Source organism: Rhodopseudomonas palustris (assembly GCF_003591005.1).
GTDB lineage: Bacteria > Pseudomonadota > Alphaproteobacteria > Rhizobiales > Xanthobacteraceae > Rhodopseudomonas > Rhodopseudomonas palustris_K.
This window is the reverse complement of sequence record NZ_QYYD01000034.1, coordinates 21,947-45,100: the sequence shown is the minus strand read 5'-3', so window position 1 is coordinate 45,100 and position 23,154 is coordinate 21,947. Positions and strand designations below refer to the sequence as shown.

Annotated in this window: 24 protein-coding genes and 1 tRNA gene; 4 read left to right on the top strand and 21 right to left on the bottom strand. The window is 65.0% G+C overall.

Annotated features, from left to right (window positions below; translation table 11 throughout):
* Nucleotides 1-150: 150 nt before the first annotated feature.
* The 19 genes from D4Q52_RS23620 to D4Q52_RS23530 form a co-directional block, all read right to left on the bottom strand.
* Nucleotides 151-1,821: a ribonuclease J gene (locus tag D4Q52_RS23620; RefSeq protein WP_119859025.1), complete on the bottom strand. Its 1,671-nt coding sequence runs from the start codon at nucleotides 1,819-1,821 to the stop codon at nucleotides 151-153.
* A complete protein-coding gene (locus D4Q52_RS23615) occupies nucleotides 1,821-2,627 on the bottom strand; it encodes a biotin--[acetyl-CoA-carboxylase] ligase (RefSeq protein ID WP_119859024.1) in 807 nt (268 codons plus the stop codon). Before D4Q52_RS23615 ends, D4Q52_RS23620 begins: the two co-directional genes overlap by 1 nt.
* Nucleotide 2,628: 1 nt before the next feature.
* Entirely contained in the window at nucleotides 2,629-4,065 is a 1,437-nt protein-coding gene (nuoN, locus tag D4Q52_RS23610) for an NADH-quinone oxidoreductase subunit NuoN (protein ID WP_119859023.1), read from the bottom strand.
* 19 nt (nucleotides 4,066-4,084) lie between these two features.
* Nucleotides 4,085-5,602 (bottom strand): NADH-quinone oxidoreductase subunit M, encoded by a 1,518-nt coding sequence (locus tag D4Q52_RS23605; protein ID WP_182915424.1) that lies wholly within the window; start codon nucleotides 5,600-5,602, stop codon nucleotides 4,085-4,087.
* The gene (gene nuoL / locus D4Q52_RS23600) at nucleotides 5,602-7,737 is read right to left on the bottom strand and encodes an NADH-quinone oxidoreductase subunit L (RefSeq protein ID WP_119859022.1); all 2,136 of its coding nucleotides are present in this window, start codon (nucleotides 7,735-7,737) and stop codon (nucleotides 5,602-5,604) included. The genes D4Q52_RS23605 and nuoL overlap by 1 nt, the downstream gene beginning before the upstream one ends.
* A gap of 65 nt (nucleotides 7,738-7,802) precedes the next feature.
* Nucleotides 7,803-8,114 carry an NADH-quinone oxidoreductase subunit NuoK gene (gene nuoK / locus D4Q52_RS23595; protein WP_054160652.1) on the bottom strand — a complete coding sequence of 104 codons (312 nt, stop codon included), beginning with the start codon at nucleotides 8,112-8,114 and terminating at the stop codon, nucleotides 7,803-7,805.
* Nucleotides 8,111-8,749: an NADH-quinone oxidoreductase subunit J gene (locus D4Q52_RS23590; RefSeq protein WP_119859021.1), complete on the bottom strand. Its 639-nt coding sequence runs from the start codon at nucleotides 8,747-8,749 to the stop codon at nucleotides 8,111-8,113. Before D4Q52_RS23590 ends, nuoK begins: the two co-directional genes overlap by 4 nt.
* A 9-nt stretch (nucleotides 8,750-8,758) precedes the next feature.
* Nucleotides 8,759-9,247, bottom strand: a complete 489-nt coding sequence (gene nuoI / locus D4Q52_RS23585; RefSeq protein ID WP_119859020.1) for an NADH-quinone oxidoreductase subunit NuoI — start codon at nucleotides 9,245-9,247, stop codon at nucleotides 8,759-8,761.
* Nucleotides 9,248-9,254: 7 nt separating this feature from the next.
* The gene (gene nuoH / locus D4Q52_RS23580; protein ID WP_119859019.1) at nucleotides 9,255-10,280 is read right to left on the bottom strand and encodes an NADH-quinone oxidoreductase subunit NuoH; all 1,026 of its coding nucleotides are present in this window, start codon (nucleotides 10,278-10,280) and stop codon (nucleotides 9,255-9,257) included.
* 9 nt (nucleotides 10,281-10,289) lie between these two features.
* A complete protein-coding gene (nuoG, locus tag D4Q52_RS23575) occupies nucleotides 10,290-12,365 on the bottom strand; it encodes an NADH-quinone oxidoreductase subunit NuoG (RefSeq protein WP_119859018.1) in 2,076 nt (691 codons plus the stop codon).
* A gap of 33 nt (nucleotides 12,366-12,398) precedes the next feature.
* A complete protein-coding gene (locus D4Q52_RS23570) occupies nucleotides 12,399-12,608 on the bottom strand; it encodes a hypothetical protein (protein ID WP_119859017.1) in 210 nt (69 codons plus the stop codon).
* Between the two features lie 11 nt (nucleotides 12,609-12,619).
* Nucleotides 12,620-13,945: an NADH-quinone oxidoreductase subunit NuoF gene (gene nuoF / locus D4Q52_RS23565; RefSeq protein WP_119859016.1), complete on the bottom strand. Its 1,326-nt coding sequence runs from the start codon at nucleotides 13,943-13,945 to the stop codon at nucleotides 12,620-12,622.
* Nucleotides 13,946-13,963: 18 nt separating this feature from the next.
* The gene (locus D4Q52_RS23560; protein WP_119859015.1) at nucleotides 13,964-14,179 is read right to left on the bottom strand and encodes a hypothetical protein; all 216 of its coding nucleotides are present in this window, start codon (nucleotides 14,177-14,179) and stop codon (nucleotides 13,964-13,966) included.
* The gene (gene nuoE, locus D4Q52_RS23555) at nucleotides 14,176-14,925 is read right to left on the bottom strand and encodes an NADH-quinone oxidoreductase subunit NuoE (protein WP_119859014.1); all 750 of its coding nucleotides are present in this window, start codon (nucleotides 14,923-14,925) and stop codon (nucleotides 14,176-14,178) included. The genes D4Q52_RS23560 and nuoE overlap by 4 nt, the downstream gene beginning before the upstream one ends.
* Before the next feature lie 2 nt (nucleotides 14,926-14,927).
* On the bottom strand, nucleotides 14,928-15,899 hold the full coding sequence (locus D4Q52_RS23550; RefSeq protein ID WP_119859013.1) for an FkbM family methyltransferase: 972 nt from the start codon (nucleotides 15,897-15,899) through the stop codon (nucleotides 14,928-14,930).
* Nucleotides 15,896-17,101 carry an NADH-quinone oxidoreductase subunit D gene (locus D4Q52_RS23545; RefSeq protein ID WP_119859012.1) on the bottom strand — a complete coding sequence of 402 codons (1,206 nt, stop codon included), beginning with the start codon at nucleotides 17,099-17,101 and terminating at the stop codon, nucleotides 15,896-15,898. The genes D4Q52_RS23550 and D4Q52_RS23545 overlap by 4 nt, the downstream gene beginning before the upstream one ends.
* A gap of 51 nt (nucleotides 17,102-17,152) precedes the next feature.
* Nucleotides 17,153-17,767 (bottom strand): NADH-quinone oxidoreductase subunit C, encoded by a 615-nt coding sequence (locus D4Q52_RS23540; protein ID WP_119859011.1) that lies wholly within the window; start codon nucleotides 17,765-17,767, stop codon nucleotides 17,153-17,155.
* A 12-nt stretch (nucleotides 17,768-17,779) separates the two neighbouring features.
* Complete coding sequence (locus D4Q52_RS23535; RefSeq protein ID WP_119859010.1) at nucleotides 17,780-18,376, bottom strand: NuoB/complex I 20 kDa subunit family protein; 597 nt, start codon at nucleotides 18,374-18,376, stop codon at nucleotides 17,780-17,782.
* 11 nt (nucleotides 18,377-18,387) lie between these two features.
* Nucleotides 18,388-18,753: an NADH-quinone oxidoreductase subunit A gene (locus D4Q52_RS23530; protein WP_022722609.1), complete on the bottom strand. Its 366-nt coding sequence runs from the start codon at nucleotides 18,751-18,753 to the stop codon at nucleotides 18,388-18,390.
* Nucleotides 18,754-19,307: 554 nt separating this feature from the next.
* Here D4Q52_RS23530 and D4Q52_RS23525 point away from each other — a divergent pair.
* Both D4Q52_RS23525 and D4Q52_RS26305 read left to right on the top strand, forming a co-directional pair.
* The gene (locus tag D4Q52_RS23525; protein ID WP_119859009.1) at nucleotides 19,308-19,502 is read left to right on the top strand and encodes a hypothetical protein; all 195 of its coding nucleotides are present in this window, start codon (nucleotides 19,308-19,310) and stop codon (nucleotides 19,500-19,502) included.
* Between the two features lie 170 nt (nucleotides 19,503-19,672).
* A complete protein-coding gene (locus D4Q52_RS26305) occupies nucleotides 19,673-19,861 on the top strand; it encodes a hypothetical protein (protein WP_147407849.1) in 189 nt (62 codons plus the stop codon).
* A gap of 1 nt (nucleotide 19,862) precedes the next feature.
* Here D4Q52_RS26305 and D4Q52_RS23520 read toward each other — a convergent pair.
* Nucleotides 19,863-19,939: transfer RNA gene (locus D4Q52_RS23520), tRNA-Asp, on the bottom strand.
* Nucleotides 19,940-20,186: 247 nt separating this feature from the next.
* On the opposite strand from D4Q52_RS23520, the gene D4Q52_RS23515 reads away from it, so the two are divergent.
* Nucleotides 20,187-20,498: an HU family DNA-binding protein gene (locus tag D4Q52_RS23515; protein WP_054160665.1), complete on the top strand. Its 312-nt coding sequence runs from the start codon at nucleotides 20,187-20,189 to the stop codon at nucleotides 20,496-20,498.
* Between the two features lie 107 nt (nucleotides 20,499-20,605).
* A complete protein-coding gene (pepT, locus tag D4Q52_RS23510; protein WP_182915423.1) occupies nucleotides 20,606-21,874 on the top strand; it encodes a peptidase T in 1,269 nt (422 codons plus the stop codon).
* 231 nt (nucleotides 21,875-22,105) lie between these two features.
* Here the strand turns inward: pepT and D4Q52_RS23505 are convergent, their stop codons facing one another.
* The gene (locus D4Q52_RS23505) at nucleotides 22,106-23,086 is read right to left on the bottom strand and encodes an alginate lyase family protein (protein WP_234831309.1); all 981 of its coding nucleotides are present in this window, start codon (nucleotides 23,084-23,086) and stop codon (nucleotides 22,106-22,108) included.
* Between the last annotated feature and the right edge of the window lie 68 nt (nucleotides 23,087-23,154).

The window sequence follows — 23,154 nt, the reverse complement described above, 5'->3', positions numbered from 1 at the left end:
CCCCCCCCCGCGCCCCGCCAGGGTGGGGCGGGCCCTGGGCCCCCACCTCCCGGGCCCGGCCGCCCCCCCCCGCGCCGGCCCGGGCGGCCACCTCAGGAGCACGGCCGCGATCGATTGACAGCTCTGGGCGGGTCAGACCGCCGCGCTACCCTACGCCGTCAGCACGTGGACGACGCAGAGCGGCTTCTTGCCCCAATGCTGCTGGACGATCGAGCGCACGGTACGGCGGACGGACTCGGCGACGGCGTCCGGGTCGCGCCGCTTGGCTCGCGGCAGGCCCTCGACCGTCGCCACCACGGCGTCGAACACGATTTCTTCGAGTGGCTCGCCGGCGCTGTTGTTTTCCGGCACGCCGATCAGATCGACGTCCGGATCGTCGACCAGTTCGCCGGCCTCGGTCAGCGCCAGCGCCACGAAGGCGCAGCCGGCGAAGGCCAGCTTACGGCGCTCGACCACGGCGCGCGACTTCTCCTCCTCCAGGATGTTGCCGTCCTTGTAGAGCCGGCCGGAGGGCAGCTGTTCGATCACCGCCGGATCGCCCGGGCCGAGCCGGATCAGGTCGCCGTTACGGCAGGTCATCACCTTCGGCACGCCCATCTGCCGCGCCAGCTTGGCGTGCTCGTTGAGATGCAGCGCTTCGCCGTGCACCGGAATCAAGAGCTGCGGCCGCACCCAGGAGATCAGTTCGCGCAGCTCGTCGCGGCGCGGATGACCGGAGACGTGGACCAGGTGATCGCGGTCGGTGATCACCTCGATGCCCTGATTGACCAAGCCGTTGATGATGCCGCCGACGGCCTTCTCGTTGCCCGGAATCGTGCGCGACGAGAAGATCACGCAGTCGCCCTTGTTCAGCGTGACTTCCGGATGATCGTCGCGCGCGATCCGCGCCAGCGCGGCGCGCGGCTCGCCCTGGCTGCCGGTGCACAGCGCCAGCACCTTGTCGGGCGGAAAATGCCCATAGTACTCCGGCCCGCGGAAGCTCGGCACGCCGTCGAGATAGCCGCATTCGCGGGCGACGTTCGAGACCCGGTCCATCGCCCGGCCGACCAGCACCACCTCGCGGCCCGCCGCCTGCGCGGCGTCGGCAACGGCGCGGATGCGGCCGACATTCGACGCAAACGTCGTCACCGCGACGCGGCCCTTGGCCGATTTGATCAGCCCGGTGAGCGACACGCCGACTTCGGCTTCCGACGGCGATCGGCCGTCGCGCACCGCGTTGGTGCTGTCGCCAATCAGCGCCAGCACGCCCTCGTCGCCGATCTCGCGCAGCCGCTTCTCGTCGGTCGGCGGACCGACGACCGGGGTCGGATCGATCTTCCAGTCGCCGGTGTGCAGCACGGTGCCGACCGAGGTGCGGATCGCCAGCGCGTGGCTTTCCGGGATCGAATGCGCGACCGGAATGAACTCGACGCTGAACGGGCCGAGATTGATCGTGCCGCCCGACGGCACTTCGGTGATCGGGATCTTCAGCGTGGTGCGTTCGGCCGCGAGCTTGGCGGCGAACAGCGAGGCGCTGAATTTGGTGGCGTAGATCGGGCATTTCAGCTTCGGCCACAGATCGATGATCGCGCCGAAATGATCCTCATGGGCGTGCGTCAGCACCAGCCCGACGAGGTTCTTCTTTTCTTTTTCGAGGAAGCGGATATCCGGCATGATCAGGTCGATGCCGGGCAGATGCTCCTCGTCGCCGAACGACACGCCGAGATCGACGGCGAGCCAACTGCGCTGAGCGCGGTTGCCGAGGCCGTAGATCGAGAGGTTCATGCCGATCTCGCCGACGCCCCCCAAGGGTGCAAAGGTGAGTTCGTCGGGTCGTGCCATTACGCGGCTCCTGATGACGCGGCGGAGCGGAAATACACGTCGCCGGCGGAGATCGGTACCCTCCTTCCGTCGGCGGTGCGGACGATGAGACAGCCAGTCTCGTCGATGGTTTCGAAAATGCCGTCGACGGTCGACGCACCGGATTGGATCGACACCGGCTCGCCGATCTTAGTCGCACGCGCCAGCCATTGCTTGCGAATTTCGCCGAAGCCGCGGCCCTCGTCCCAGATGCCGCGGATCTCGGTCCAGGCGTCGGACAGCGCCGCGAACAGATCCTCGGCGCTGACCTCGATGCCGAGCCCGCGCAGCGATGCGGCGGGATATGGCGTGTCGTCGGGCGCGGCGACCACATTGGTGCCCATGCCGACCACAACCGCGAGGCGATCCGGGCCGACAGTCTCGGCCTCGAGCAGAATGCCGGTGAGCTTCTTGCCGTCGGCCAGCACGTCGTTCGGCCATTTGAGCGTAAAGGTGGCGGCGGCGCCACCGCGCGCGCGGGCCTCCAGGCTGACCTGCTGCAGCGCGTGCTCCAGCGCGAGGCCGGCGGCAAAGCTCAGCGTCGCGGCGACGCTCGGCGGCACCCGCAGGACTTCGAGAACCGAGGCCGCCAGATTGCCGCGCGGCGCGATCCAGGCGCGCTGGCGGCGACCGCGGCCCGAGGTCTGTTCGGTGGTGACGAACCAGATCGGACCGGCCTCACCTGCCCGCGCGCGGGCCAGCGCCTCGGTGTTGGTCGAGCCGATCGAATCGAAAGCGGCGAGCCGATAGCCCGCCGCTTCCGCTTTCGACCCGAGGCGTAGCGCCATCCTAGAACAGCGACTTGGCTGCTGCCGTGGCCGCATTCACCAGCGGAGCCGGGTAGATGAAGAACAGCATGTTGAACAGGCCGGCGACCGCCAGCACGCCGCGCAGTTCCGGCCGCACCCGGTCGATGCCCGGGGCCGGCTCGTCGAAATACATCACCTTGATGATCAGGAGATAGTAGTAGGCACCCACTACGCTGGTGACGACGCCGATCACCGCGAGCGCGAACAGCCCGGCCTTGATGGCCGCCATGAACACGTAGAACTTGGCGAAGAACCCGGCGAGCGGCGGGATGCCGGCCATCGAAAACAGCAGCATCGCGAAGAAGAACGCCAGCGTCGGATTGGTGCGCGACAGCCCGGCGAAATCACTGATGTTTTCGACGTGCAGACCGCCCCGGCGCATCGACAGCACCACTGCGAACGCGCCCAGCGTCATCGCCACATAGATCGAGATGTAGACGATCACACCCTGCGCGCCTTCGACGGTGCCGGCCGCGAGGCCGACCAGCGCAAAGCCGATATGGCCGATCGCCGAATAGGCCAGGAGGCGCTTGATGTTCTTCTGGCCGATCGCGGCGAACGAGCCGAGCGCCATCGAGGCGATCGCCACGAACACCACGATCTGCTGCCACTGCGGCACGATGCCGGGGAACGCCGTCAGCGTCACGCGGGTGAAGATCGCAAGGCCCGCCACCTTCGGGGCCGACGCGAAGAACGCGGTAACCGGGGTCGGCGCGCCCTCATAGACGTCCGGCGTCCACATGTGGAACGGCACGGCGGAGACCTTGAAGCACAGCGCGGCGAGCAGGAAGACGAGGCCGAATACCAGGCCGATATTGCCGTCCTTGGCCGCGACCGCGATGCCGGCGAACTGCACGGTGCCGGTGAAGCCGTAGATCAGCGAGGCGCCGTACAGCAGCATGCCGGACGACAGCGCGCCGAGGATGAAATACTTCATGCCGGCTTCGTTGGACTTGGCGTCCTCGCGGTTGCTGGCGGCGACGACGTAGAGCGCGAGACTCATCAGTTCGAGGCCGAGATACAGCATGATCAGGTCGCCGGCCGAGATCAGCAGCATCATGCCGGCCGACGACAGCAGCACCAGAATGGCGTATTCGAACATCCGCTTGGTCGGATCGGCAAGGTTCTCGGCCGACAGGATCAGCGTCACCGCCGAGCCGATCAGCGCCAGCACCTTCAGGAAGCGGGCGAAGTCGTCGACGATGAAGCTGCCGCCGAAGGTGACCAGCTTGCCCGCCGGCAGCATCACCACCAGTGCCCCGACCACGATCAGCAGCACGACGGCGAGCGTTGCGACCAGCCCGGTGGTGCGCGGACCGCGATAGGCGCCGAGCATCAAGAGCAGCATCGCGCCGACCACCAGCACGAGTTCGGGCAGGACCGGGACCAGCGAATAACCGGCGATATCTAAATTCATAGCATGCAGTCCTTGCCGGTTACGGTAGCGCAGCTGCCTTCACGGCAGTCGCGACGGCGGCGTATTGGTTGACGAGGTGCTGGACCGAAGCGGCCGACATGTCGAGGATCGGCTTCGGGTAGAAGCCGAACAGAATGGTCAGCACCACGAACGGGGCCAGGATGACGCTCTCACGCAGCGTCAAATCCTTGATCGAGGCGAGCGACGGCTTGGTCAGCGCGCCGAACACCACCTTGCGATACAGCCACAGCGCGTAGGCGGCCGACAGGATCACACCCAGCGACGCGAAGGTCGCGGTCGGAATGTTGGTCCGGAAGGTGCCCATCAGCGTGAGGAATTCGCCGACGAAGCCCGAGGTGCCCGGCAGGCCGACATTGGCCATGGTGAACACCAGGAACACGAAGGCATACAGCGGCATGCGGTTGACCAGCCCGCCATAGGCGGCGATCTCGCGGGTGTGCATGCGGTCGTAGATCACGCCGACGCAGAGGAACAGCGCGCCCGACACGATGCCGTGCGAGACCATCTGGAACACGCTGCCGGCGACGCCCTGAGTGTTGCCGGCGAAGATGCCCATGGTGACGAAGCCCATATGCGCGACCGAGGAGTACGCGATCAGCTTCTTGATGTCCTCCTGCATCAGCGCGACCAGCGAGGTGTAGACGATCGCGATGACGGAGAGCGTGTAGACCAGCGGCGCGAAATACACCGAGGCATCGGGGAACATCGGCAACGAGAAGCGCAGGAAGCCGTAGCCGCCCATCTTCAGCATGATCGCCGCCAGCACCACGGAGCCGGCGGTCGGCGCCTCGACGTGCGCGTCGGGGAGCCAAGTGTGCACCGGCCACATCGGCATTTTCACCGCGAACGAGGCGAAGAACGCAAGCCACGCCCAGGTCTGCAGATTGCGCGGCAGCGCCGTGGTCATCAGCGTCGGGATGTCGGTGGTGCCCGCCGTCCAGTACATCGCCATGATGGCCAGCAGCATCAGCACGGAGCCGAGCAGCGTGTACAGGAAGAACTTGAACGACGCGTACACCCGGCGGGGACCGCCCCAGACGCCGATGATCAGGAACATCGGGATCAGGCCGCCTTCGAAGAACAGATAGAACAGCACCAGGTCGAGCGCCGAGAAGGTGCCGATCATCAGCGTTTCCAGCACCAGGAACGCCATCATGTACTCGCGCACCCGGAACGTCACCGACTTCCAGCTGGCGAGGATGCAGAACGGCATGATCGCCGTGGTCAGGATCACCAGCGGCAGCGAAATGCCGTCGAGCCCCATATGGTAGTTGATCGTGTTGCCGAGCCAGGGCGCCTTTTCAACGAACTGGAAGCCCGGGTTCGACGCGTCGAACCGCGCCACCAGGATCAGCGACACCGCGAAGGTGATCAGCGTGGTCCACAGCGAGATCCAGCGCGCATTGCGGCGTGCCGCCTCGTCGTCGCCGCGGGCCAGATAAACCAGCACCGCGCCGACCAGCGGCAGGAAAGTGACGACCGACAGGATCGGCCAGGTCATGATTGAAGCCGACATCACCGGCCTCCCCCGCCGAGCATGAACCAGGTAATCAGACCGGCCACGCCGATCAGCATCGCGAATGCGTAGTGATAGAGATAACCGGTCTGCAGCTTGACCACCCCGCGGGTGACGTCGAGCACGCGGGCCGAGATGCCGTCCGGGCCGAGGCCATCGATCAGCATGCCGTCACCCTTCTTCCAGAGCTGGCGGCCGATCCACTTCGCGGGTCGCACGAAGATGACGTCGTACAGCTCGTCGAAGTACCACTTGTTGAGCAGGAAATTGTACAGCAGCGGGTGCTGGGTCGCGAGCTCCACCGGCAGATACGGCCGGCGGATGTAGAACAGATACGAAACCAGGAAGCCCACCACCATCATCACGGTCGGCAGATAGGCAATGCCGGCTGGAATGTGATGCATTTCCTCGATGATGCCCGGATGCATCTTCAGCGACTCGCGGAAGAACTCCTCGACCCCGTGCCCGGCGAACAGCTCCTTGAACGGATAGCCGGCCGCCAGCGCGCCGAAGGCGAGCACGAACAGCGGGATCGTCATGGTCAACGGGCTCTCGTGCGCGGCCTCGTAGTGCTTGCGATCGGCCGGCTCGCCGTGGAACGTCTTGAAGATCAGACGCCACGAGTAGAACGAGGTCAGCAGCGCCGCGACCACCGTCATCAGGAAGCCGTAGAACGCCATCGGGTTGTGCGACACGTAGGCCGCCTCGATGATCGCGTCCTTGGAGAAGTAGCCGGCGGTCAGCGGGAAGCCGGTCAGCGCCAGGGTGCCGATCACCATCACCGCATAGGTGAAGGGGATGCGGTCCTTGAGGCCGCCCATGTGGCGGATGTCCTGCTCGTGGTGCATCGCGTGGATCACCGAGCCGGCGCCCAGGAACAGCAGCGCCTTGAAGAAGGCGTGCGTGAACAGATGGAACATGCCGACCGAATAGGCCCCTGCTCCCAGCGCCACGAACATGTAGCCGAGCTGCGAACAGGTCGAATACGCCACGATGCGCTTGATGTCGTTCTGCACCAAGCCGATCGTTGCCGCGAACAGCGCGGTGGTGCCGCCGAAGAACATCACCACGGCCTGCGCGGTCGGCGCCAGTTCGAACAGCGGCGACATCCGCGCCACCATGAAGACGCCGGCGGTGACCATGGTGGCGGCGTGGATCAGCGCCGACACCGGGGTCGGGCCCTCCATCGCGTCCGGCAGCCAGGTGTGCAGCAGGAACTGCGCCGACTTCCCCATCGCGCCCATGAACAGCAGCAGACAGGCCAGCGTCAGCGCGTCGGCGTGCCAGCCGAAGAAGTTGATGGTCTTGCCGGTCAGGCCCGGCGCGGCCGCGAAGATGGTGTCGAAATCGGTCGACGCCACCAGCACGAAGATCGTGAAGATGCCGAGCAGGAAGCCGAAGTCGCCGACGCGGTTGACCACGAAGGCCTTGATGGCCGCGGCATTGGCCGAGGGCTTCTGATACCAGAAGCCGATCAGCAAATAGCTCGCCAGACCGACGCCTTCCCAGCCGAAGAACAGCTGCAGCAGATTGTCGGCGGTCACCAGCATCAGCATCGCGAAGGTGAACAGCGACAGATAGCCGAAGAACCGCGGACGATGCGGATCCTCGTGCATGTAGCCGATCGAATACAGATGCACGAGCGACGACACCGTCGTCACCACCACCAGCATCACCGCGGTCAGCGTGTCGACGCGCAGCGTCCACGCCACCTGCAGATCGCCGGAATTGATCCAGGGCATCACCGGGACGCGGATGTCGTGGTGCATGAAGCCGACGTCGACCAGCGTCACCCACGACAACGCCGCCGAGATCAGCAACAGCGTCGTGGTGACGATCTCGGCGAGCCGCGAACCGGCCGCGGCCGGTTCGACCGGGCCGTGGGCGTGATCGTCGTGGGCATGGTCGTCGTGACCGTGCGCCGCGTGGGCGTCTTGGCCGACCGGTTCGGAATGCGTCTCGTGGATCAACGCGGCGTCGCCGCCGACCGGCGCCGCGTGACCGTGGCCATGCCCGTGGTCGTCGTGATGCTCGACGGTGTCGCCGCTCGGGTTGCGGGCGTGCGCGCCATACAGGGCGATGACGGCCGCGATCAGCGCGCCGATCAGCGGCAGGAATACGATAGCCTGGATCATGCGCGCGCCTTCGCCTCGAGCCGGATCGCGTCGCGGGTCAGCGACGATTGATGGACGATCATGCCCTAGCCCTTCATCAGGTTGATATCTTCAACCGCGATCGTGCCGCGGTTGCGGAAGAACACCACGAGCACCGCGAGGCCGATCGCGGCCTCGGCCGCGGCCACTGTCAGCACCAGCAGTGCGAACACCTGGCCGACGATGTCGTTGAGGAAGATCGAGAATGCCACCAGGTTGATGTTCACGGCGAGCAGGATCAGCTCGATCGACATCAGGATGATGATGACGTTCTTGCGGTTGAGGAAGATGCCGAGGATGCCGAGCGTGAACAGCACGGCGGCGACCGACAGGAAGTGACCCAGACCGATCTCGTTCATCGCACCCACTCCGCGGAGTCGCTGTCGGACAGTCCCTGCCCCGGCTTGACCTGACGGATCGCCATCGCGGTCTCCTTGGAGCGCGCGTTCTGCTCAGCGATGTTCTGCCGCTTCACCGACTTCTTGTGGCGCAGCGTCAGTACGATCGCGCCGATCATCGCCACCAGCAGGATCATGCCCGAGATCTGGAAGTAATGGATGTAGCGCGTGTACAGCACCAGGCCGAGCGCTTCGGTGTTGGTGACATCGGTCGGGATCGGCGCCGTGATCGTCTTGGTGACGGTCGGCGTGATCACCCAGCCGCCGGCCAGCAGCAGCAGTTCGGCGAGGAAGATGAAGCCGATCAACAGGCCGAACGGCAGATATTCGAGGAAGCCCTCGCGCAGCTGGCTGAAATCGACGTCGAGCATCATGATCACGAACAGGAACAGCACCGCCACGGCGCCGACATAGACCACGATCAGGATCATCGCCAGGAATTCGGCACCCATCAGCACGAACATGCCGGCGGCGTTGACGAACACCAGGATCAGGAATAGCGCCGAGTGCACCGGATTGCGCGCGAACACCACCATGACGGCGGCGGCGATCGCGGCGCCGGCGTAGAGATAGAAGAACAGGACAGGCATGGACATGGCGTCAGCTCACCGGTACGGCGCGTCGAGTGCGATGGACTTGGCGATCTCACGCTCCCAGCGGTCACCGTTCGCGAGCAGCTTGGCCTTGTCGTAGTAAAGCTCTTCGCGGGTCTCCGTGGAGAACTCGAAATTCGGCCCCTCGACGATGGCGTCGACCGGACAGGCTTCCTGACACAGGCCGCAATAGATGCACTTCACCATGTCGATGTCGTAGCGCACGGTGCGGCGGGTGCCGTCGTTGCGCCGCGGACCGGCCTCGATGGTGATCGCCTGCGCCGGGCACACCGCCTCGCACAGCTTGCAGGCGATGCAGCGCTCTTCGCCGTTGGGATAGCGGCGCAGCGCGTGCTCGCCGCGGAAGCGGGGCGAGATCGGGTTCTTCTCGAAAGGATAATTGATCGTCGGCTTCGGCTTGAAGAAATAGCGCATGGCGAGGAAGAACGCCGATACGAATTCCGTCAGCAGCAGCGAGCGGGCGGTTGCGTTGATATTCATCAGAGCCTCACTTCGGCGCCAGCCCTGCGAATTGCAGGACTGCGGCCACGACCACCACCATCGCCAGCGACAACGGCAGGAACACTTTCCAGCCCAGACGCATCAGTTGGTCGTAGCGGTAGCGCGGCACGATGGCCTTCGCCATCGCGAACAGGAAGAACATGAACAGGACTTTGAGCGCGAACCAGACGATGCCCGGCACCCAGGTGAACGGGGCGTAAGGCACTGGCGGCAGCCAGCCGCCCAGGAACAGGATCGTGCCCATCGCGCACATCGTGACGATGGCGACGTATTCGCCGAGCATGAACAACAGATACGGCGTCGACGAGTATTCGACCATGAAGCCGGCGACCAGTTCCGATTCCGCTTCGACGAGGTCGAATGGCGGGCGGTTGGTTTCGGCCAGCGCCGAGACGTAGAACACCACGAACATCGGGAACAGCGGCAGCCAGTACCAGCCGAGCATGCCCCACTTCGAGTTCTGCGCCTCGACCACCGCGGTCAGGTTCAGCGAACCGACGCATAGCAGCACGCAGATTACCACGAAGCCGATCGAGACCTCGTAGGACACCATCTGGGCCGCGGAGCGCAGCGCCGCGAGGAACGGGTACTTCGAGTTCGACGACCAGCCGGCCATGATGATGCCGTAGACCGACAGCGACGACACCGCGAGGATGAACAGCACGCCGACATTGATGTCGGCGATCACCCACCCGGCGCTCACCGGAATGACGGCCCAGGCCGACAGCGCCAGCACGCAGGTCACCAGCGGCGCCAGCAGGAACACGCCCTTGTTGGCGCTGTCCGGAACGGTCGGCTCCTTCAGCACGAACTTCAGCAGGTCCGCGAAGGATTGCAGCAGGCCCCACGGGCCGACCACGTTGGGGCCGCGCCGGATCTGCACCGCCGCCCAGATCTTGCGGTCGGCGAGCAGGATGTAGGCGATCGAGATCAGCAGGATGACCAGCAGCAGCACGCTCTGGCCGATCACGATGATCAGCGGCCACAGGTTGGTCATGAAGAAATCAGCCATCGGTCCTGCCTATTCCGCCGCCGTCAGCATCTGGCCGGAAGCGAGACGGGAACATTCCGCCATCACCGCCGAGGCCCGCGCGATCGGGTTGGTCATGTAGTAATCCGCAATCGCCGGCTTGAGCGGCGCCTTATCGATGCTGCCGCCCGCGGCGGCCAGCGTGCGCACGGCGCCGGCGTCGCCGGCTTCGATCTGGTCGACACGCATCAGATGCGGCACGGCGGCGAAGATCGCCTTGCGCAGCGCCTGCAGCGAATCGTAGGGCAGCCTGGCGCCGAGCGCGTCGGACAGCGCCCGGATGATCGCCCAGTCCTCGCGCGCGTCACCCGGCGGGAACGACGCGCGGTTGGCGATCTGCACCCGGCCCTCGGTGTTGACGTAGATGCCCGACTTCTCGGTATAGGCCGCGCCCGGCAGGATGACGTCGGCGCGGTGCGCGCCGCGGTCGCCGTGGGTGCCGATATAGACGACGAAGGCGCCGTCCGGCAGCTTCACCTCGTCGGCGCCGAGCGCGAACACCACGTCCATCGCGCCTTGGGTCGTCATCTGCGCCAGGTCCTTGCCGCCCTCGCCCGGCGCGAAGCCGATGTCGAGCGCGCCGACGCTGGAGGCCGCCGGGTGCAGCACGGCGAAGCCGTTCCAGCCCTCCTTGACCGCGCCGATGTCGCCAGCGAGCTTGGCGGCGGCCGCCAGCAGCGCCGCGCCGTCACGCCGCGAGGTCGCCGCGGCGCCGATCAGCACGATCGGGTTCTTGGCGTTCTTCAACGTCTCGGCGAACGAGTGCTTGCCGGCCGCGAGGTCGGCGAGCGTCTCGGCGCCGGCGCCGAGATAGTCATACGAATAGGTCAGCTCCGACTGCTCGCCGATCACGCCAACCGCCAGCTGGCCGGTGCGCCAGCGCTTGCGGATCCGGGCGTTGACGATCGACGCCTCCTTGCGCGGGTTAGAGCCGATGATCAGCAGCGCGTCGGCCTGCTCGATGCCCGCGATGGTCGGGTTGAAGATGTAGGACGCCCTGCCCGCTTTCGGGCTGAACGCCGCGACGCTCTCGGCCGCCATATTCGACGAGCCGAGCTGCTCGAGCAGTTGCTTCAGCGCGAACATCTCTTCGACCGCGGCGAGATCGCCGGCGATCGCGCCGATCTTCCTGGCATCGGCGGCAGCAATCTTGGCCTTGATCAGACCGAACGCTTCCGGCCAGCTCGCCGGACGCAGCTTGCCGCCTTCACGGACGTAAGGCTGGTCGAGCCGCTGGGTGCGCAGGCCATCGACGATGTGGCGGGTCTTGTCGGAGATCCACTCCTCGTTGATCGCCTCGTTGACGCGCGGCAGGATGCGCATCACCTCGCGGCCGCGGGTGTCAACGCGGATCGACGAGCCGACGCCGTCCATGACGTCGACCGACTGCGTCTTGCCGAGTTCCCAGGGCCGCGCCGCGAAGGCGTACGGCTTGGAGGTCAGCGCGCCCACCGGGCAGATGTCGACCAGGTTGCCCTGCAGCTCCGAGGTCAGCGCGCTCTCGAGATAAGAGGTGATCTCCATATCCTCGCCGCGGCCGATCGCGCCCATTTCCGGCACGCCGCAGACTTCGGCGGCGAAGCGCACGCAGCGGGTGCACTGAATGCAGCGGTTCATCGAGGTCTTGACCAGCGCGCCGAGATACTTGTCCTCGACCGCGCGCTTGTTCTCGGCGAACCGGCTGGTGTCGACGCCGTAGCCCATCGCCTGATCCTGCAGGTCGCACTCGCCACCCTGATCGCAGATCGGGCAGTCGAGCGGATGGTTGATCAGCAGGAACTCCATAACGCCCTCGCGGGCCTTCTTCACCATCGGAGTCTTGGTATTGATCTCCGGCGGCTCGCCGTTCGGGCCCGGGCGGCAGTCGCGCACGCCCCAGGCGCAGCTCGCGACCGGCTTCGGCGTGCCCTTCAGCTCGACCAGGCACATGCGGCAGTTGCCGGCGATCGACAGCCGCTCGTGATAACAGAACCGCGGAATCTCGGCGCCGGCCTGTTCGCAGGCCTGCAGCAGCGTGTATTCCGGCGGAACCTCGACTTCCTTGCCGTCGACGATGATCTTGATCATTGGGCTTCAGTCACTCTCATTGTCGGCAAGCGATCAATGCGGTTGTTCGGACAATTCAAGGCGGCGTTCAATCCGGTCGACACGAACTTCTAGACGGTCGAGCCGCCGGTTCACACCGGCCAACCCTTCCTCGACGGCGGTCATGCGAACTTTGAGGTCCTGAACGTCATCGAGCACGCGATCGATTTTGCCGTCCAGCCGCCGCAAATAAGTCAGCACAAGATTGTCCGGCTGCTCCGCCATCCTTCGCCTCCCTACTCCGCCGCCACCATATGCGCCGGATCGAGCACGCCCTGGTCGTCGAGCGTGGCCTTGCGCGAGAAATCGTCGATGCGGCGCTCGATCTCCGGACGGAAGGCGCGGATCAGGCCCTGGATCGGCCAGGCCGCGGCGTCGCCGAGCGCGCAGATGGTGTGACCTTCGACCTGCTTGGTCACTTCGAGCAGCATGTCGATCTCGCGCTTGTGGGCGCGCCCCTCGACCATGCGGCTCAGCACGCGCCACATCCAGCCGGTGCCTTCGCGGCACGGCGTGCACTGGCCGCAGCTCTCGTGCTTGAAGAAGTAGCTGATGCGGGCGATCGCGGCGACGACGTCGGTGGACTTGTCCATGACGATGACGCCGGCGGTGCCGAAGCTCGACTTCACCGCGCGGGTGCCGTCGAAATCCATGATCAGCTCTTCGCAATCCGCCGCCGGGATCAGCGGGCACGACGCGCCGCCGGGAATGATCGCCAGGAGATTGTCCCAGCCGCCGCGGATGCCGCCGGCGTGCTTGTCGATCAGTTCGCGGAACGGGATGCTCATCGCGTCCTCGACCACGCACGGTGCGTTGACGTGGCCGGAGATGCCGTACAGCTTGGTGCCGACGTTGTTCGGCCGGCCGATGCCGGAGAACCACGCCGCGCCGCGGCGCAGGATGTCGGGCGCCACCGCGATCGACTCGACGTTGTTGACAGTGGTCGGACAGCCGTACAGGCCGACATTGGCCGGGAACGGCGGCTTCAGGCGCGGCTGCCCCTTCTTGCCTTCGAGGCTTTCCAATAGGGCCGTTTCTTCGCCGCAGATATAAGCACCGGCACCGTGAGCCACATACAGATCGAACGGATAGCCGTGGACGTTGTCCTTGCCGATCAGCTTGGCGTCATAGGCCTGATCGATCGCCGCCTGCAGGTGCTCGCGCTCGCGGATGAACTCGCCGCGAACGTAGATGTAGCCGACATGGGCGCCCATGGCGCAGCCGGCGATCAGACAGCCCTCGACCAGCGTATGCGGATCGTGCCGCATGATCTCGCGGTCTTTGCACGTGCCCGGCTCGGACTCGTCGGCGTTGACGACCAGATAGCTCGGCCGGCCGTCGGCGTTGTCCTTCGGCATGAAGGACCACTTGAGGCCGGTCGGGAAGCCGGCGCCGCCGCGGCCGCGCAAGCCCGACGCCTTCATCTCGCTGATGATCCAGTCGCGACCCTTGTCGATGATCGCCTTGGTGCCTTCCCATTGGCCGCGACGGCGCGCGCCCTTGAGGCCCCAGTCGTCGAGGCCGTACAGGTTCCGGAAAATGCGGTCCTTGTCGTCGAGCATGGCTTGCGACGTTCCCTGTCAGCGATTCGATTGCATGTAAGCGAGCCCGGCGGCGCATCCCCCGAAGGTAAGCGCCCAGATCAGGCTCGACTCGAATGTCGCGCTGAGCGCGTAGCGCTGCAGCACGAAGATGAAGACGGCGGCGATGCAAGCGTGCATCGCGATGTAGAGCGGCTTGCTCATCGATCCAGTCCCCTCGGCCCCGCTCCGGCCGGTGCTCATCGGCGCGATCATGGCGGGTTCTTCTCGGTAGCGTCAGCGGTCGGCGCCTTGGGATCGGGCCGTTCGCGCACGTTCGCCTCGGCGGTCGTCCGCTTTGGCTCGTTATCGGTCAGCGCCGGACCTTTGTTGTCGCCCGGCTCGACATTGATGCCGCCGGTCTTCAGCGTCGTCGGGCCGGTGATCGGCGCGGCGTATTGCCGGCCGTTCTGCGGGCCGGGCTTCGGCGGATTGCCAGCGGCAAAGCCGTCGATCACCTTGTTGAGCAGCTCCGGCGTCAGATCCTCGTAGGTGTCCTTCCAGATCTGCACCATCGGCGCGTTCACGCAGGCGCCGGCGCACTCGACCTCCTCCCACGAAAAATCGCCGTCCGGCGACAGATGGAAGGGATCGTGATGGATACGGCTCTTGCAGACCTCGATCAGTTCGCCGGCGCCGCGCAGCATGCAGGGCGTTGTGCCGCAGACCTGCACATGCGCCTTCTTTCCGACCGGATTGAGCTGAAACATCGTGTAGAAGGTCGCGACTTCCAGCGCGCGGATATAGGGCATCTCGATCATGTCGGCGACCACGCGGATCGCAGCTTCCGGCAGCCAACCGCCGCACTGCTCCTGCGCCCGCCACATCATGGCGATCACCGCCGAGAACTGGCGGCCCGGCGGGTACTTGGCGATCTCGCGCTGCGCCCAGGCGAGGTTGTCCTCGGTGAACGCGAAGCTGGCGGGTTGCAGCTCTTTCGGAGCCAGACGACGGACGGACATGATCAGTTTCTCATCGCGCGCTTGGCGGCGCTCGCATTCAGGTTTTCGATCCGGGCCTGCCAGAACGCGCTCGCAGTGCCGACGACGTTGTAGCCGACATTCGACGCGACCTTGATCCGGTCGAGGATGGCGAGGTCGACGACGGCCTCGAATTTGTTGCTGCCGGGATCGTAGACCACCAGCTTCAACGGCGTATTTTCGAGGATGAAGCGCGACACGGTATGAGCCCGGTCGCTGCCGTGTTCCTCGCACAAAATGGCGGTGTCGCCCTGCAGCAGCCGTTCGCCGCCGCGGATCGCGTCGATCTCGACGCCTTCGACGTCGAGCTTCACCAGATACTTGCCGCCGACCGCCAGGTGGCCGTCGTCGATCAGATCGTCGAGCCGGATCACCGGCACGTCCTCGCCCGTCGCGTCGTCATGGCCGACGATGCTCAGCGCCTCGTGCTTGGTGCCCGACAGCCGCGCGGTGCCGCGCGCCGCGCCGATCGCGCATTTCAACGTCTCGAAACGGTCGCCGTTGACCTTGGCGTTGTGCGCCAGCCGCGCGAAATTGGAGCGCGATGGCTCGATCGCGATAGTGCGATGCGCGCCGAACGGGCGGCTCGACACCAGCACCGACCAGTAGCCGTAATTCGCACCGCAATCGACGAACGTGTAGTCCACGTCCGCCGAATGCGCAAACAGCAGATCGAGCTCGATCTCGTAGCGATACGAGCGTTCGAGCAGCTTGCTCCAGTAGCCATCGCCATAAGGGAACACGAACGTCGCGTCGCTGTTGAGCTTGATCGCGATGTCGCGCTCCGGCAGCGCCTTGCGCATCAGGTTCGCCGCGGCATTGTAGCCGCGATACGAGAACGCCGACGACACGCGCGCGCCCATCACCAGTGCGTACGCGGCGACGCGCTCGAGGGCGCTAGCCCCCTCGAGAGCGCCGGTCGCGCGATCGAACTGGATGGGCGCGGGTGGGATCACCGATCGACCTCTCCGAACACGATGTCGAGCGAGCCGAGGATGGCCGACACGTCCGCCAGCAGATGGCCGCGGTTCATGTAGTCCATCGCCTGCAGGTGCGCGAACCCCGGCGCGCGAACCTTGCACTTGTAGGGCTTGTTGGTGCCGTCCGAGACCAGGAACACGCCGAACTCGCCCTTCGGCGCCTCGACCGCGACGTAGACCTGGCCGGCCGGCACGCGGAAGCCTTCGGTGTAGAGCTTGAAGTGATGGATCAGCGATTCCATCGAGCGCTTCATCTCGGCGCGGCGCGGCGGGAAGATCTTGTTGTCGTCGACCGCGACACGGCCCTGCCCGTCCGGCGCGCGCAGCTTGGCGATGCACTGCTTCATGATCTTGACCGACTGCCGCATCTCCTCGACGCGGATGCAGTAGCGATCGTAGCAGTCGCCGTTCTTGCCGATCGGAACGTCGAATTCCATCTCGGCGTAGCACTCGTAGGGCTGCGCCTTGCGCAGGTCCCAGGCCGCGCCCGAGCCGCGCACCATTACGCCGGAAAAGCCCCACTTCCAGCAATCGTCGAGCGAGATCACGCCGATGTCGACGTTGCGCTGCTTGAAGATGCGGTTGTTGGTCAGCAGCGTTTCGAGATCGTCGACGGTCTGCACGAAGTTGTCGCACCACACGTCGATGTCGTCGATCAGCTGCTTCGGCATGTCCTGGTGCACGCCGCCGACGCGGAAATACGCCGCGTGCATCCGGCTGCCGGAAACGCGCTCGTAGAACATCATCAGCTTTTCGCGCTCTTCGAAGCCCCACAGCGGCGGCGTCAGCGCGCCGACGTCCATCGCCTGCGTGGTGACGTTGAGCATGTGCGACAGGATGCGGCTAATCTCGCAAAACAACACGCGGATCAGCTGCGCGCGGCGCGGCACCTCGATGCCGAGCAGCTTCTCGGTCGCCAGGCAGAAGGCGTGCTCCTGACTCATCGGCGCGACGTAGTCGAGCCGATCGAAATACGGGATCGCCTGCAGATAGGTCTTGGCTTCGATCAGCTTCTCGGTGCCGCGATGCAGCAGGCCGATATGCGGATCGACGCGCTCGACGACTTCGCCGTCGAGCTCCAGCACCAGCCGCAGCACGCCGTGCGCCGCCGGATGCTGCGGGCCGAAATTGATGGTGAAATTGCGGAGACCAGCGGCCTCGGTGGCGGCGTCAGCCATGGGGCAAGCTCCGCTTGCTGGCGAATAGCGAATGGCGAGTAGCGAATGGCGTCACGGCTTCACCCCAGCCTTCTCGTCTCCGGGGAGGATCGGATAGTCGGCGCCTTCCCAGGGCGAGAGGAAATCGAACTTGCGGAATTCCTGGTTGAGCCGCACCGGCTCGTACACCACCCGCTTCTGGTCGTCGTCGTAACGCACTTCGACGAAGCCGCTGAGCGGGAAGTCCTTGCGCAGCGGATGGCCGTCGAAGCCGTAGTCGGTCAGGATCCGGCGCATGTCGGGGTGGCCGGTGATGACGATGCCGTAGAGGTCGTAGACCTCGCGCTCGAACCAGTCGGCGCCCGGGAACTCGCTGATGATCGACGGCACCATCGTGGTCTCGCCGACCTGCCCGACCAGCCGCACCCGCTCGTTCAGCGTCGGCGACAGGAAGTGGTAGACCATGTCGAACCGCAATTCGCGGCCCGGGTAGTCGACCGCGGTGACGTCGATGATGCTGACGAAGCGCAGCCGCGGATCGTCACGCAGCACCCGCACGATGTCCACGACCTTGAGCGGATCGATCGCGATCTCGAGCTGGCCATGCGCAACCGAGTGACCGATCGCGGCGCCCGGCAAGGCGGCCACGATCGTCTGACCAAGGGTGTCGAGCCCGTTGTCGTCCATGAAGCAGCCTTCTTAGCGTTCGATCGTACCGGTCCGGCGGATCTTCTTCTGCAGCAGCAGCATGCCGTACAGGAGAGCCTCGGCGGTGGGCGGGCAGCCCGGCACGTAGATGTCGACCGGAACCACGCGATCGCAGCCGCGGACGACTGCATAGGAATAATGATAATAGCCGCCGCCGTTGGCGCAGGAGCCCATCGAGATGACGTAGCGCGGCTCCGGCATCTGATCGTAGACCTTGCGGAGCGCGGGCGCCATCTTGTTGGTCAGCGTGCCGGCGACGATCATCACGTCCGACTGGCGCGGCGACGCACGCGGCGCGAAGCCGAACCGCTCGGCGTCGTAGCGCGGCATCGACAGTTGCATCATCTCGACCGCGCAACAGGCGAGACCGAACGTCATCCACATCAGCGAGCCGGTGCGCGCCCAGGTGATCAGGTCATCGGTCGCGGCGACGAAGAAGCCCTTGTCGGACAGTTCGCGATTGACGTTCTGGAAGAACGGATCGTCGCTGCCGATCGGCTTGCCGGTATTCGGATCGATGATGCCGCGCGGCGCCGGCGCGACCAGCGGCTGAGCCCCGATCGGATTGGCCGACGGCGTCTGCTGCATCGAGGCTGACCTCAATCCCATTCCAGTGCACCCTTCTTCCACTCATACGCGAAGCCGACGGTGAGCACACCGAGAAACACCATCATCGACCAGAAGCCGGTCGCACCCAGCTTCCCGAACGCGACCGCCCAGGGAAACAGGAAAGCGACCTCGAGGTCGAAGATGATGAACAGGATCGCGACCAGATAGAACCGCACGTCAAACTTCATGCGGGCATCGCCAAAAGCGTTGAACCCGCATTCATAAGCCGACAGCTTTTCCGGATCAGGCTGCTGGTAGGCGACGGCAAAAGGCGCCACCAGGAGCACGAAGCTCAGACCAGCCGCTACGATAATAAACACCACGATTGGCAGATAATTCGGCAGAATGCCGCTCATTACCGTTCCCTATCCCGCGGTTGTGCACCGCCGCAGACTCGTTTGCATTTGAATTGTTCTACCGCTTAGCGCAGTGCAACAGGGGGCGCAAGGCAAGCTGTGTTGACAACGCGTCCACGGCCTCTCCTGACAAGACATGGGTTCTCCCGGACACATGCACAAACCGCGGTTCACATCTTCACGCGCCTCAAGGCGCTACGTTCCTATGCACCACCCTTATCGTTGTGGAGCACCCTCAGCAGCACTCCGACGCTGCGACTGAGGCGGCCCTGCCCACACGACCGTCGTTGCCCGCGGAGGCGGGCGACCCAGTATCCCAAACCTTTGCAGCGAACAGCAAACGCTCTTCAATACTCATCCCCGCATCTCGCGGGAATGACGCCCCAGCACGGGCGCGCGCCCCACCGCGCTCGCCGCCACACCGTAAACGTGCCGGAAACCATATCCAGATCCGACGAAACCATTTCCAAACCCCGCGAAACTATCCGGAAACACACGGCCCGTATGACTCCCGCCATCGAAGCAGCAGCAAGCTCCTTCGTGGGAGGCGGCAGATGAATCACTCCATCCATTCGGCGGATCGTGCGACCCACCTGAAGATCGTGGTGGTGGCCCTGGTGGCCGGCATTGCGGTCGCGGTGCTCGGAATTTCAGCGCGGGTCTCGTCCGACTACAGCCAGACCGCCCACGTCGTGAAGGCAACGAAGCAGATCACCGTCACCAGCTCCGAGACCTCGACGGTGAGATAGGCGCGCGGATCGCTCCGCGCATCGCGCCTCACAGAGGGTTGACGGCGGCCGCCTTTCGGGCGGCCTTTTTGTTGTCGAGCAGCCGGCCCCGGCGCGCGCCGCACGATCGCCGACGCCCGGTCGTGCTGGACATGCCGGGATGAATCCCCGACTTCTGCAAAACGTGCTGAATGAATCGCAAAGCGCCGCCGCGGCGTGACGCACCCGACTGCGAGCATGCCCACGCATCCGCCGGCCGCATGCTCGAAGCATTGCAAAGCACGAACGCAGCACGCAGCCTCAACGCCCAAGCGCTGCAGTCAGACAGTCTTTCCGGAGTTTTCTGCGGCTTCGCCAAACGCCTGATTGAACAGGGCTAAATGGCGCGAGAGACGGGGCTCGAACCCGCGACCTCCGGCGTGACAGGCCGGCGCTCTAACCAACTGAGCTACTCCCGCGTGGTTTGCGTCCCGCGCAGGCGGTCGATCTACCGGGGCGCCATCCGCAAGTCAAGCCGATTGCGCGAAGGTTGTGGGTTCGCGTGCGCGGTATTGCAAATGTCCTTTGCTGCCGGTGGTTTTTGAACAGGCAATGCGAAAAAACCGCTGTTTTCAGGGGAAACAGCGTATGCAGGCGCCACCCGAATCGTTTAAGGCCTGCTACGTCTTAGTTTCCTAAGCCGCTACAAAACCCGGAGGGCTAAATATGGCGAAGAAAGCAGTCGCGAAAGCCGCGACCCCCACGACCGTGACCCTGAAGCATCTCGCCGCCGCGCTGGCCGAGGAGCACGAACTGTCGAAGAAGCAGACCGAAGCGATTCTCGGCGACATGGTCGCCCGCATCACCAAGCACCTGAAGAAGGGCGAGCGCATCCGCATCGTCGGCCTCGGCATCCTCCAGGTCCGCAAGCGTGCCGCCCGCACCGGCCGCAACCCGGCCACCGGCGAGACCATCCAGATCAAGGCCAGCAAGAAGGTCGCGTTCCGCGCCGCCAAGGAACTCAAGGAAGCCATCTAAGCTCTGCTTCCGACGCTTCTCGCGATCCCGGGCGGCCAACGGCTCCCGGGATCGTGTTGCTGCAAAGCCCGGCCTGCCGGGCACCATCAAGTCCGGCGGTCCCCGACGTGAGCAATTCACCGACCCGCGACATCGCCTTCAGCCATGGCGTCACCGAGCGCTTCCTGCGCTACGCCGCGATCGACACCCAGTCCGATCCCGCCTCGCCGACCTGCCCCTCGACCGACAAGCAGAAGACTCTCGGCGCCCTGTTGGCGCAGGAGTTGCGCGACCTCGGCCTCGCCGACGCCCATCTCGATGACCACGGCTACGTCTACGCCACGATCCCGGCGACGACCGACAAGCCGAACGTCCCGGTGATCTGCTTCTGCTCGCACATGGACACCTCGCCCGATTGTTCAGGCGCCGGGGTCAAACCTCAGATCGTGAAGAATTATCAGGGCGGCGACATCGTCCTGCCGGCGGATCCGGCCCAGGTCATCCGCTTCGCCGAGCACCCGGCGCTGGCGCAGCAGATCGGCCACGACATCATCACCACCGACGGCACCACGTTGCTCGGCGCCGACAACAAGGCCGGCATCGCCGAAATCATGGACGCCGCGGCCTTCCTGATCGCGCATCCCGAGATCAAGCACGGTCCGCTCAAGATCCTGTTCACGCCGGACGAAGAGATCGGCCGCGGCGTCGACAAGGTCGACCTCAACAAGCTCGGTGCCGACTTCGCCTACACGATCGACGGTGAGACCGCCGGCAATATCGAGGACGAGACGTTCTCGGCCGACGGCGCGCTCGTCACCATCACCGGCGTCAGCGCCCACCCGGGCTTCGCCAAGGGCAAGATCGAACACGCCATCAAGATCGCCGCGGCGATCGTCGAGCGGCTGCCGAAAGACACCTGCTCGCCGGAGACGACCGAGGGCCGCGACGGCTTCCTGCATCCGATCGGCATCGCCGGTACGCTGGAGCAGGCGACGCTGAGCCTGATCATCCGCGACTTCACCGAGGCCGGCCTGCAGGACAAGGGCGCTCTGCTGCGAACAATCGTCGACGAAGTGATGCGCGGCTACCCGCGCTCGACCGCCACCGTCGACATCAAGCCGCAGTACCGCAACATGAAGCAGGTGCTCGACCGCCACCCCGAGCTGGTCGCCAATGCCCGCGACGCCATCCGCCGCGCCGGCCTGGAGCCGGTCACCACCTCGATCCGAGGCGGCACCGATGGCTCGCGGCTGTCGTTCATGGGCCTGCCCTGCCCCAACATCTTCGCCGGCGAACACGCCTTCCACTCCCGCCTCGAATGGGTCAGCCGCCAGGACATGGAAGCCGCGGTGCGGACGATCGTGCATCTGGCGATGATCTGGGAAGAGCGGGCGTAGGCGCCGCTCCAGATCGCTTGCTTTCTGCCCACCTTCACAATGGCGCCTTCGCGCGCGGCACACGCCCCGACGACATGTTCGCGCCCTGAGGCGCCGGCTGCGCCGCGCCGTGCGCGGTAGAGGTGCTTCGCTTATCGAACTGCGAATGATCAAAAGCGCTGTTGCGCCGGGTGGCGCCGCCGGAGTTGGCGCGTGCGCCCGATCGTCACGGGATCTCGACCTCCGCCCGCCTCAATGCAACGAAACAGCCGGCGTCGCCGTGTCCAGTTTCTGCATCGTCGCATCGAGCACATCCACGCGGCCCGCCAACCGCGGGATGAACTCATGTGCGTCGAACTGCTGCTGGCAGGAAGCCTGACGGCAGTATATCGACATCCAGCCGGTTTCCTTCGCAGGCTGCTGCGGAACAGGGAAACGCGCGGGAAGCGCGGAGCGGGATAGCATATTAAGTAATCGCCCCAGGGAAGCTGGAACAGCCCTTCTTGGAAAGGCAAGCTGCCGAAGACGCTCTTGCACGAACAGCGGCTGCGCCGCGAAGTAGTGGTAGTGATAAGCACGCGCGCCACGCTTCAGCTCTTCAGACAAATATCCGTCCTGATCGATGTTGCCCAGCGCCTGCGTGTGCCATCCGTCTGCAAGCTCGATCAAGTCCTGCCTGTTGAGAATGACTCCACTGACGAATACAGCCAGCGCGCCCCAGTAATTGTGATTGTTGATTGTCTTACGCGCCTCGACATTGGCAACGACCCGCGCCTGGAATTCTTCCAACCACGCCATGATCTGAGGATCGGCGCGGACCTCGTCGATCATGTCGGCCTTCACAACCCCCAGTGCCACAGTCGAAAGCACCCATGTCAGAACAAGTACTTCCTGATGAGCTTTCGGCGCGGAAAGGAACGCATTTCCTCGCGCCCACGTCGAAAGAATTTGATGCAGACAGCTTCGACTTAATTCGCTGCTTCCACTCTGCGACGCGTCGGCCAAACGCGAGATGACGGCTTGAAAGTGTCGCGTGGGCCCGACCAGTTCTCTGTTCTTTTCGTAGGCCGCTGCGTCAACGATGGAGTACGTAGGATCGTTGCGCGAATAGACGCGAGATGCCTCAATTTTGGCTATCACCGGCCCAGTATTTGGGCACTCCAACGCACTAACAACAGACGATGATAAGATCACTCCGATTACCGGAATGAGACCGATCAACCACCGCGACATTAACCCTAACTGTCGTCGTCCTGTCATCGTCATCCGAATAGCGACCCCATCCCTACCTGCGATTGCTT

Bases quoted from the DNA above. Each gene is read 5' to 3' on its own strand.
- D4Q52_RS23515 (WP_054160665.1), top strand. From the start codon at position 20,187: ATGGCGAAGAAAGCAGTCGCGAAAGCCGCGACCCCCACGACCGTGACC.
- D4Q52_RS23540 (WP_119859011.1), bottom strand. From the start codon at position 17,767: ATGGACGACAACGGGCTCGACACCCTTGGTCAGACGATCGTGGCCGCC.
- D4Q52_RS23530 (WP_022722609.1), bottom strand. From the start codon at position 18,753: ATGAGCGGCATTCTGCCGAATTATCTGCCAATCGTGGTGTTTATTATC.
- D4Q52_RS23615 (WP_119859024.1), bottom strand. From the start codon at position 2,627: ATGGCGCTACGCCTCGGGTCGAAAGCGGAAGCGGCGGGCTATCGGCTC.
- nuoI (WP_119859020.1), bottom strand. From the start codon at position 9,247: ATGAATATCAACGCAACCGCCCGCTCGCTGCTGCTGACGGAATTCGTA.
- D4Q52_RS26305 (WP_147407849.1), top strand. From the start codon at position 19,673: ATGAATCGCAAAGCGCCGCCGCGGCGTGACGCACCCGACTGCGAGCAT.
- D4Q52_RS23590 (WP_119859021.1), bottom strand. From the start codon at position 8,749: ATGTCCATGCCTGTCCTGTTCTTCTATCTCTACGCCGGCGCCGCGATC.
- D4Q52_RS23535 (WP_119859010.1), bottom strand. From the start codon at position 18,376: ATGCAGCAGACGCCGTCGGCCAATCCGATCGGGGCTCAGCCGCTGGTC.
- D4Q52_RS23560 (WP_119859015.1), bottom strand. From the start codon at position 14,179: ATGATCGCGCCGATGAGCACCGGCCGGAGCGGGGCCGAGGGGACTGGA.
- nuoH (WP_119859019.1), bottom strand. From the start codon at position 10,280: ATGGCTGATTTCTTCATGACCAACCTGTGGCCGCTGATCATCGTGATC.
- nuoN (WP_119859023.1), bottom strand. From the start codon at position 4,065: ATGAATTTAGATATCGCCGGTTATTCGCTGGTCCCGGTCCTGCCCGAA.
- nuoK (WP_054160652.1), bottom strand. From the start codon at position 8,114: ATGAACGAGATCGGTCTGGGTCACTTCCTGTCGGTCGCCGCCGTGCTG.
- nuoL (WP_119859022.1), bottom strand. From the start codon at position 7,737: ATGATCCAGGCTATCGTATTCCTGCCGCTGATCGGCGCGCTGATCGCG.
- D4Q52_RS23570 (WP_119859017.1), bottom strand. From the start codon at position 12,608: ATGGCGGAGCAGCCGGACAATCTTGTGCTGACTTATTTGCGGCGGCTG.
- nuoE (WP_119859014.1), bottom strand. From the start codon at position 14,925: ATGTCCGTCCGTCGTCTGGCTCCGAAAGAGCTGCAACCCGCCAGCTTC.
- nuoF (WP_119859016.1), bottom strand. From the start codon at position 13,945: ATGCTCGACGACAAGGACCGCATTTTCCGGAACCTGTACGGCCTCGAC.
- D4Q52_RS23505 (WP_234831309.1), bottom strand. From the start codon at position 23,086: ATGTCGCGGTGGTTGATCGGTCTCATTCCGGTAATCGGAGTGATCTTA.
- D4Q52_RS23525 (WP_119859009.1), top strand. From the start codon at position 19,308: ATGAATCACTCCATCCATTCGGCGGATCGTGCGACCCACCTGAAGATC.
- D4Q52_RS23605 (WP_182915424.1), bottom strand. From the start codon at position 5,602: ATGTCGGCTTCAATCATGACCTGGCCGATCCTGTCGGTCGTCACTTTC.
- D4Q52_RS23545 (WP_119859012.1), bottom strand. From the start codon at position 17,101: ATGGCTGACGCCGCCACCGAGGCCGCTGGTCTCCGCAATTTCACCATC.
- D4Q52_RS23620 (WP_119859025.1), bottom strand. From the start codon at position 1,821: ATGGCACGACCCGACGAACTCACCTTTGCACCCTTGGGGGGCGTCGGC.
- nuoG (WP_119859018.1), bottom strand. From the start codon at position 12,365: ATGATCAAGATCATCGTCGACGGCAAGGAAGTCGAGGTTCCGCCGGAA.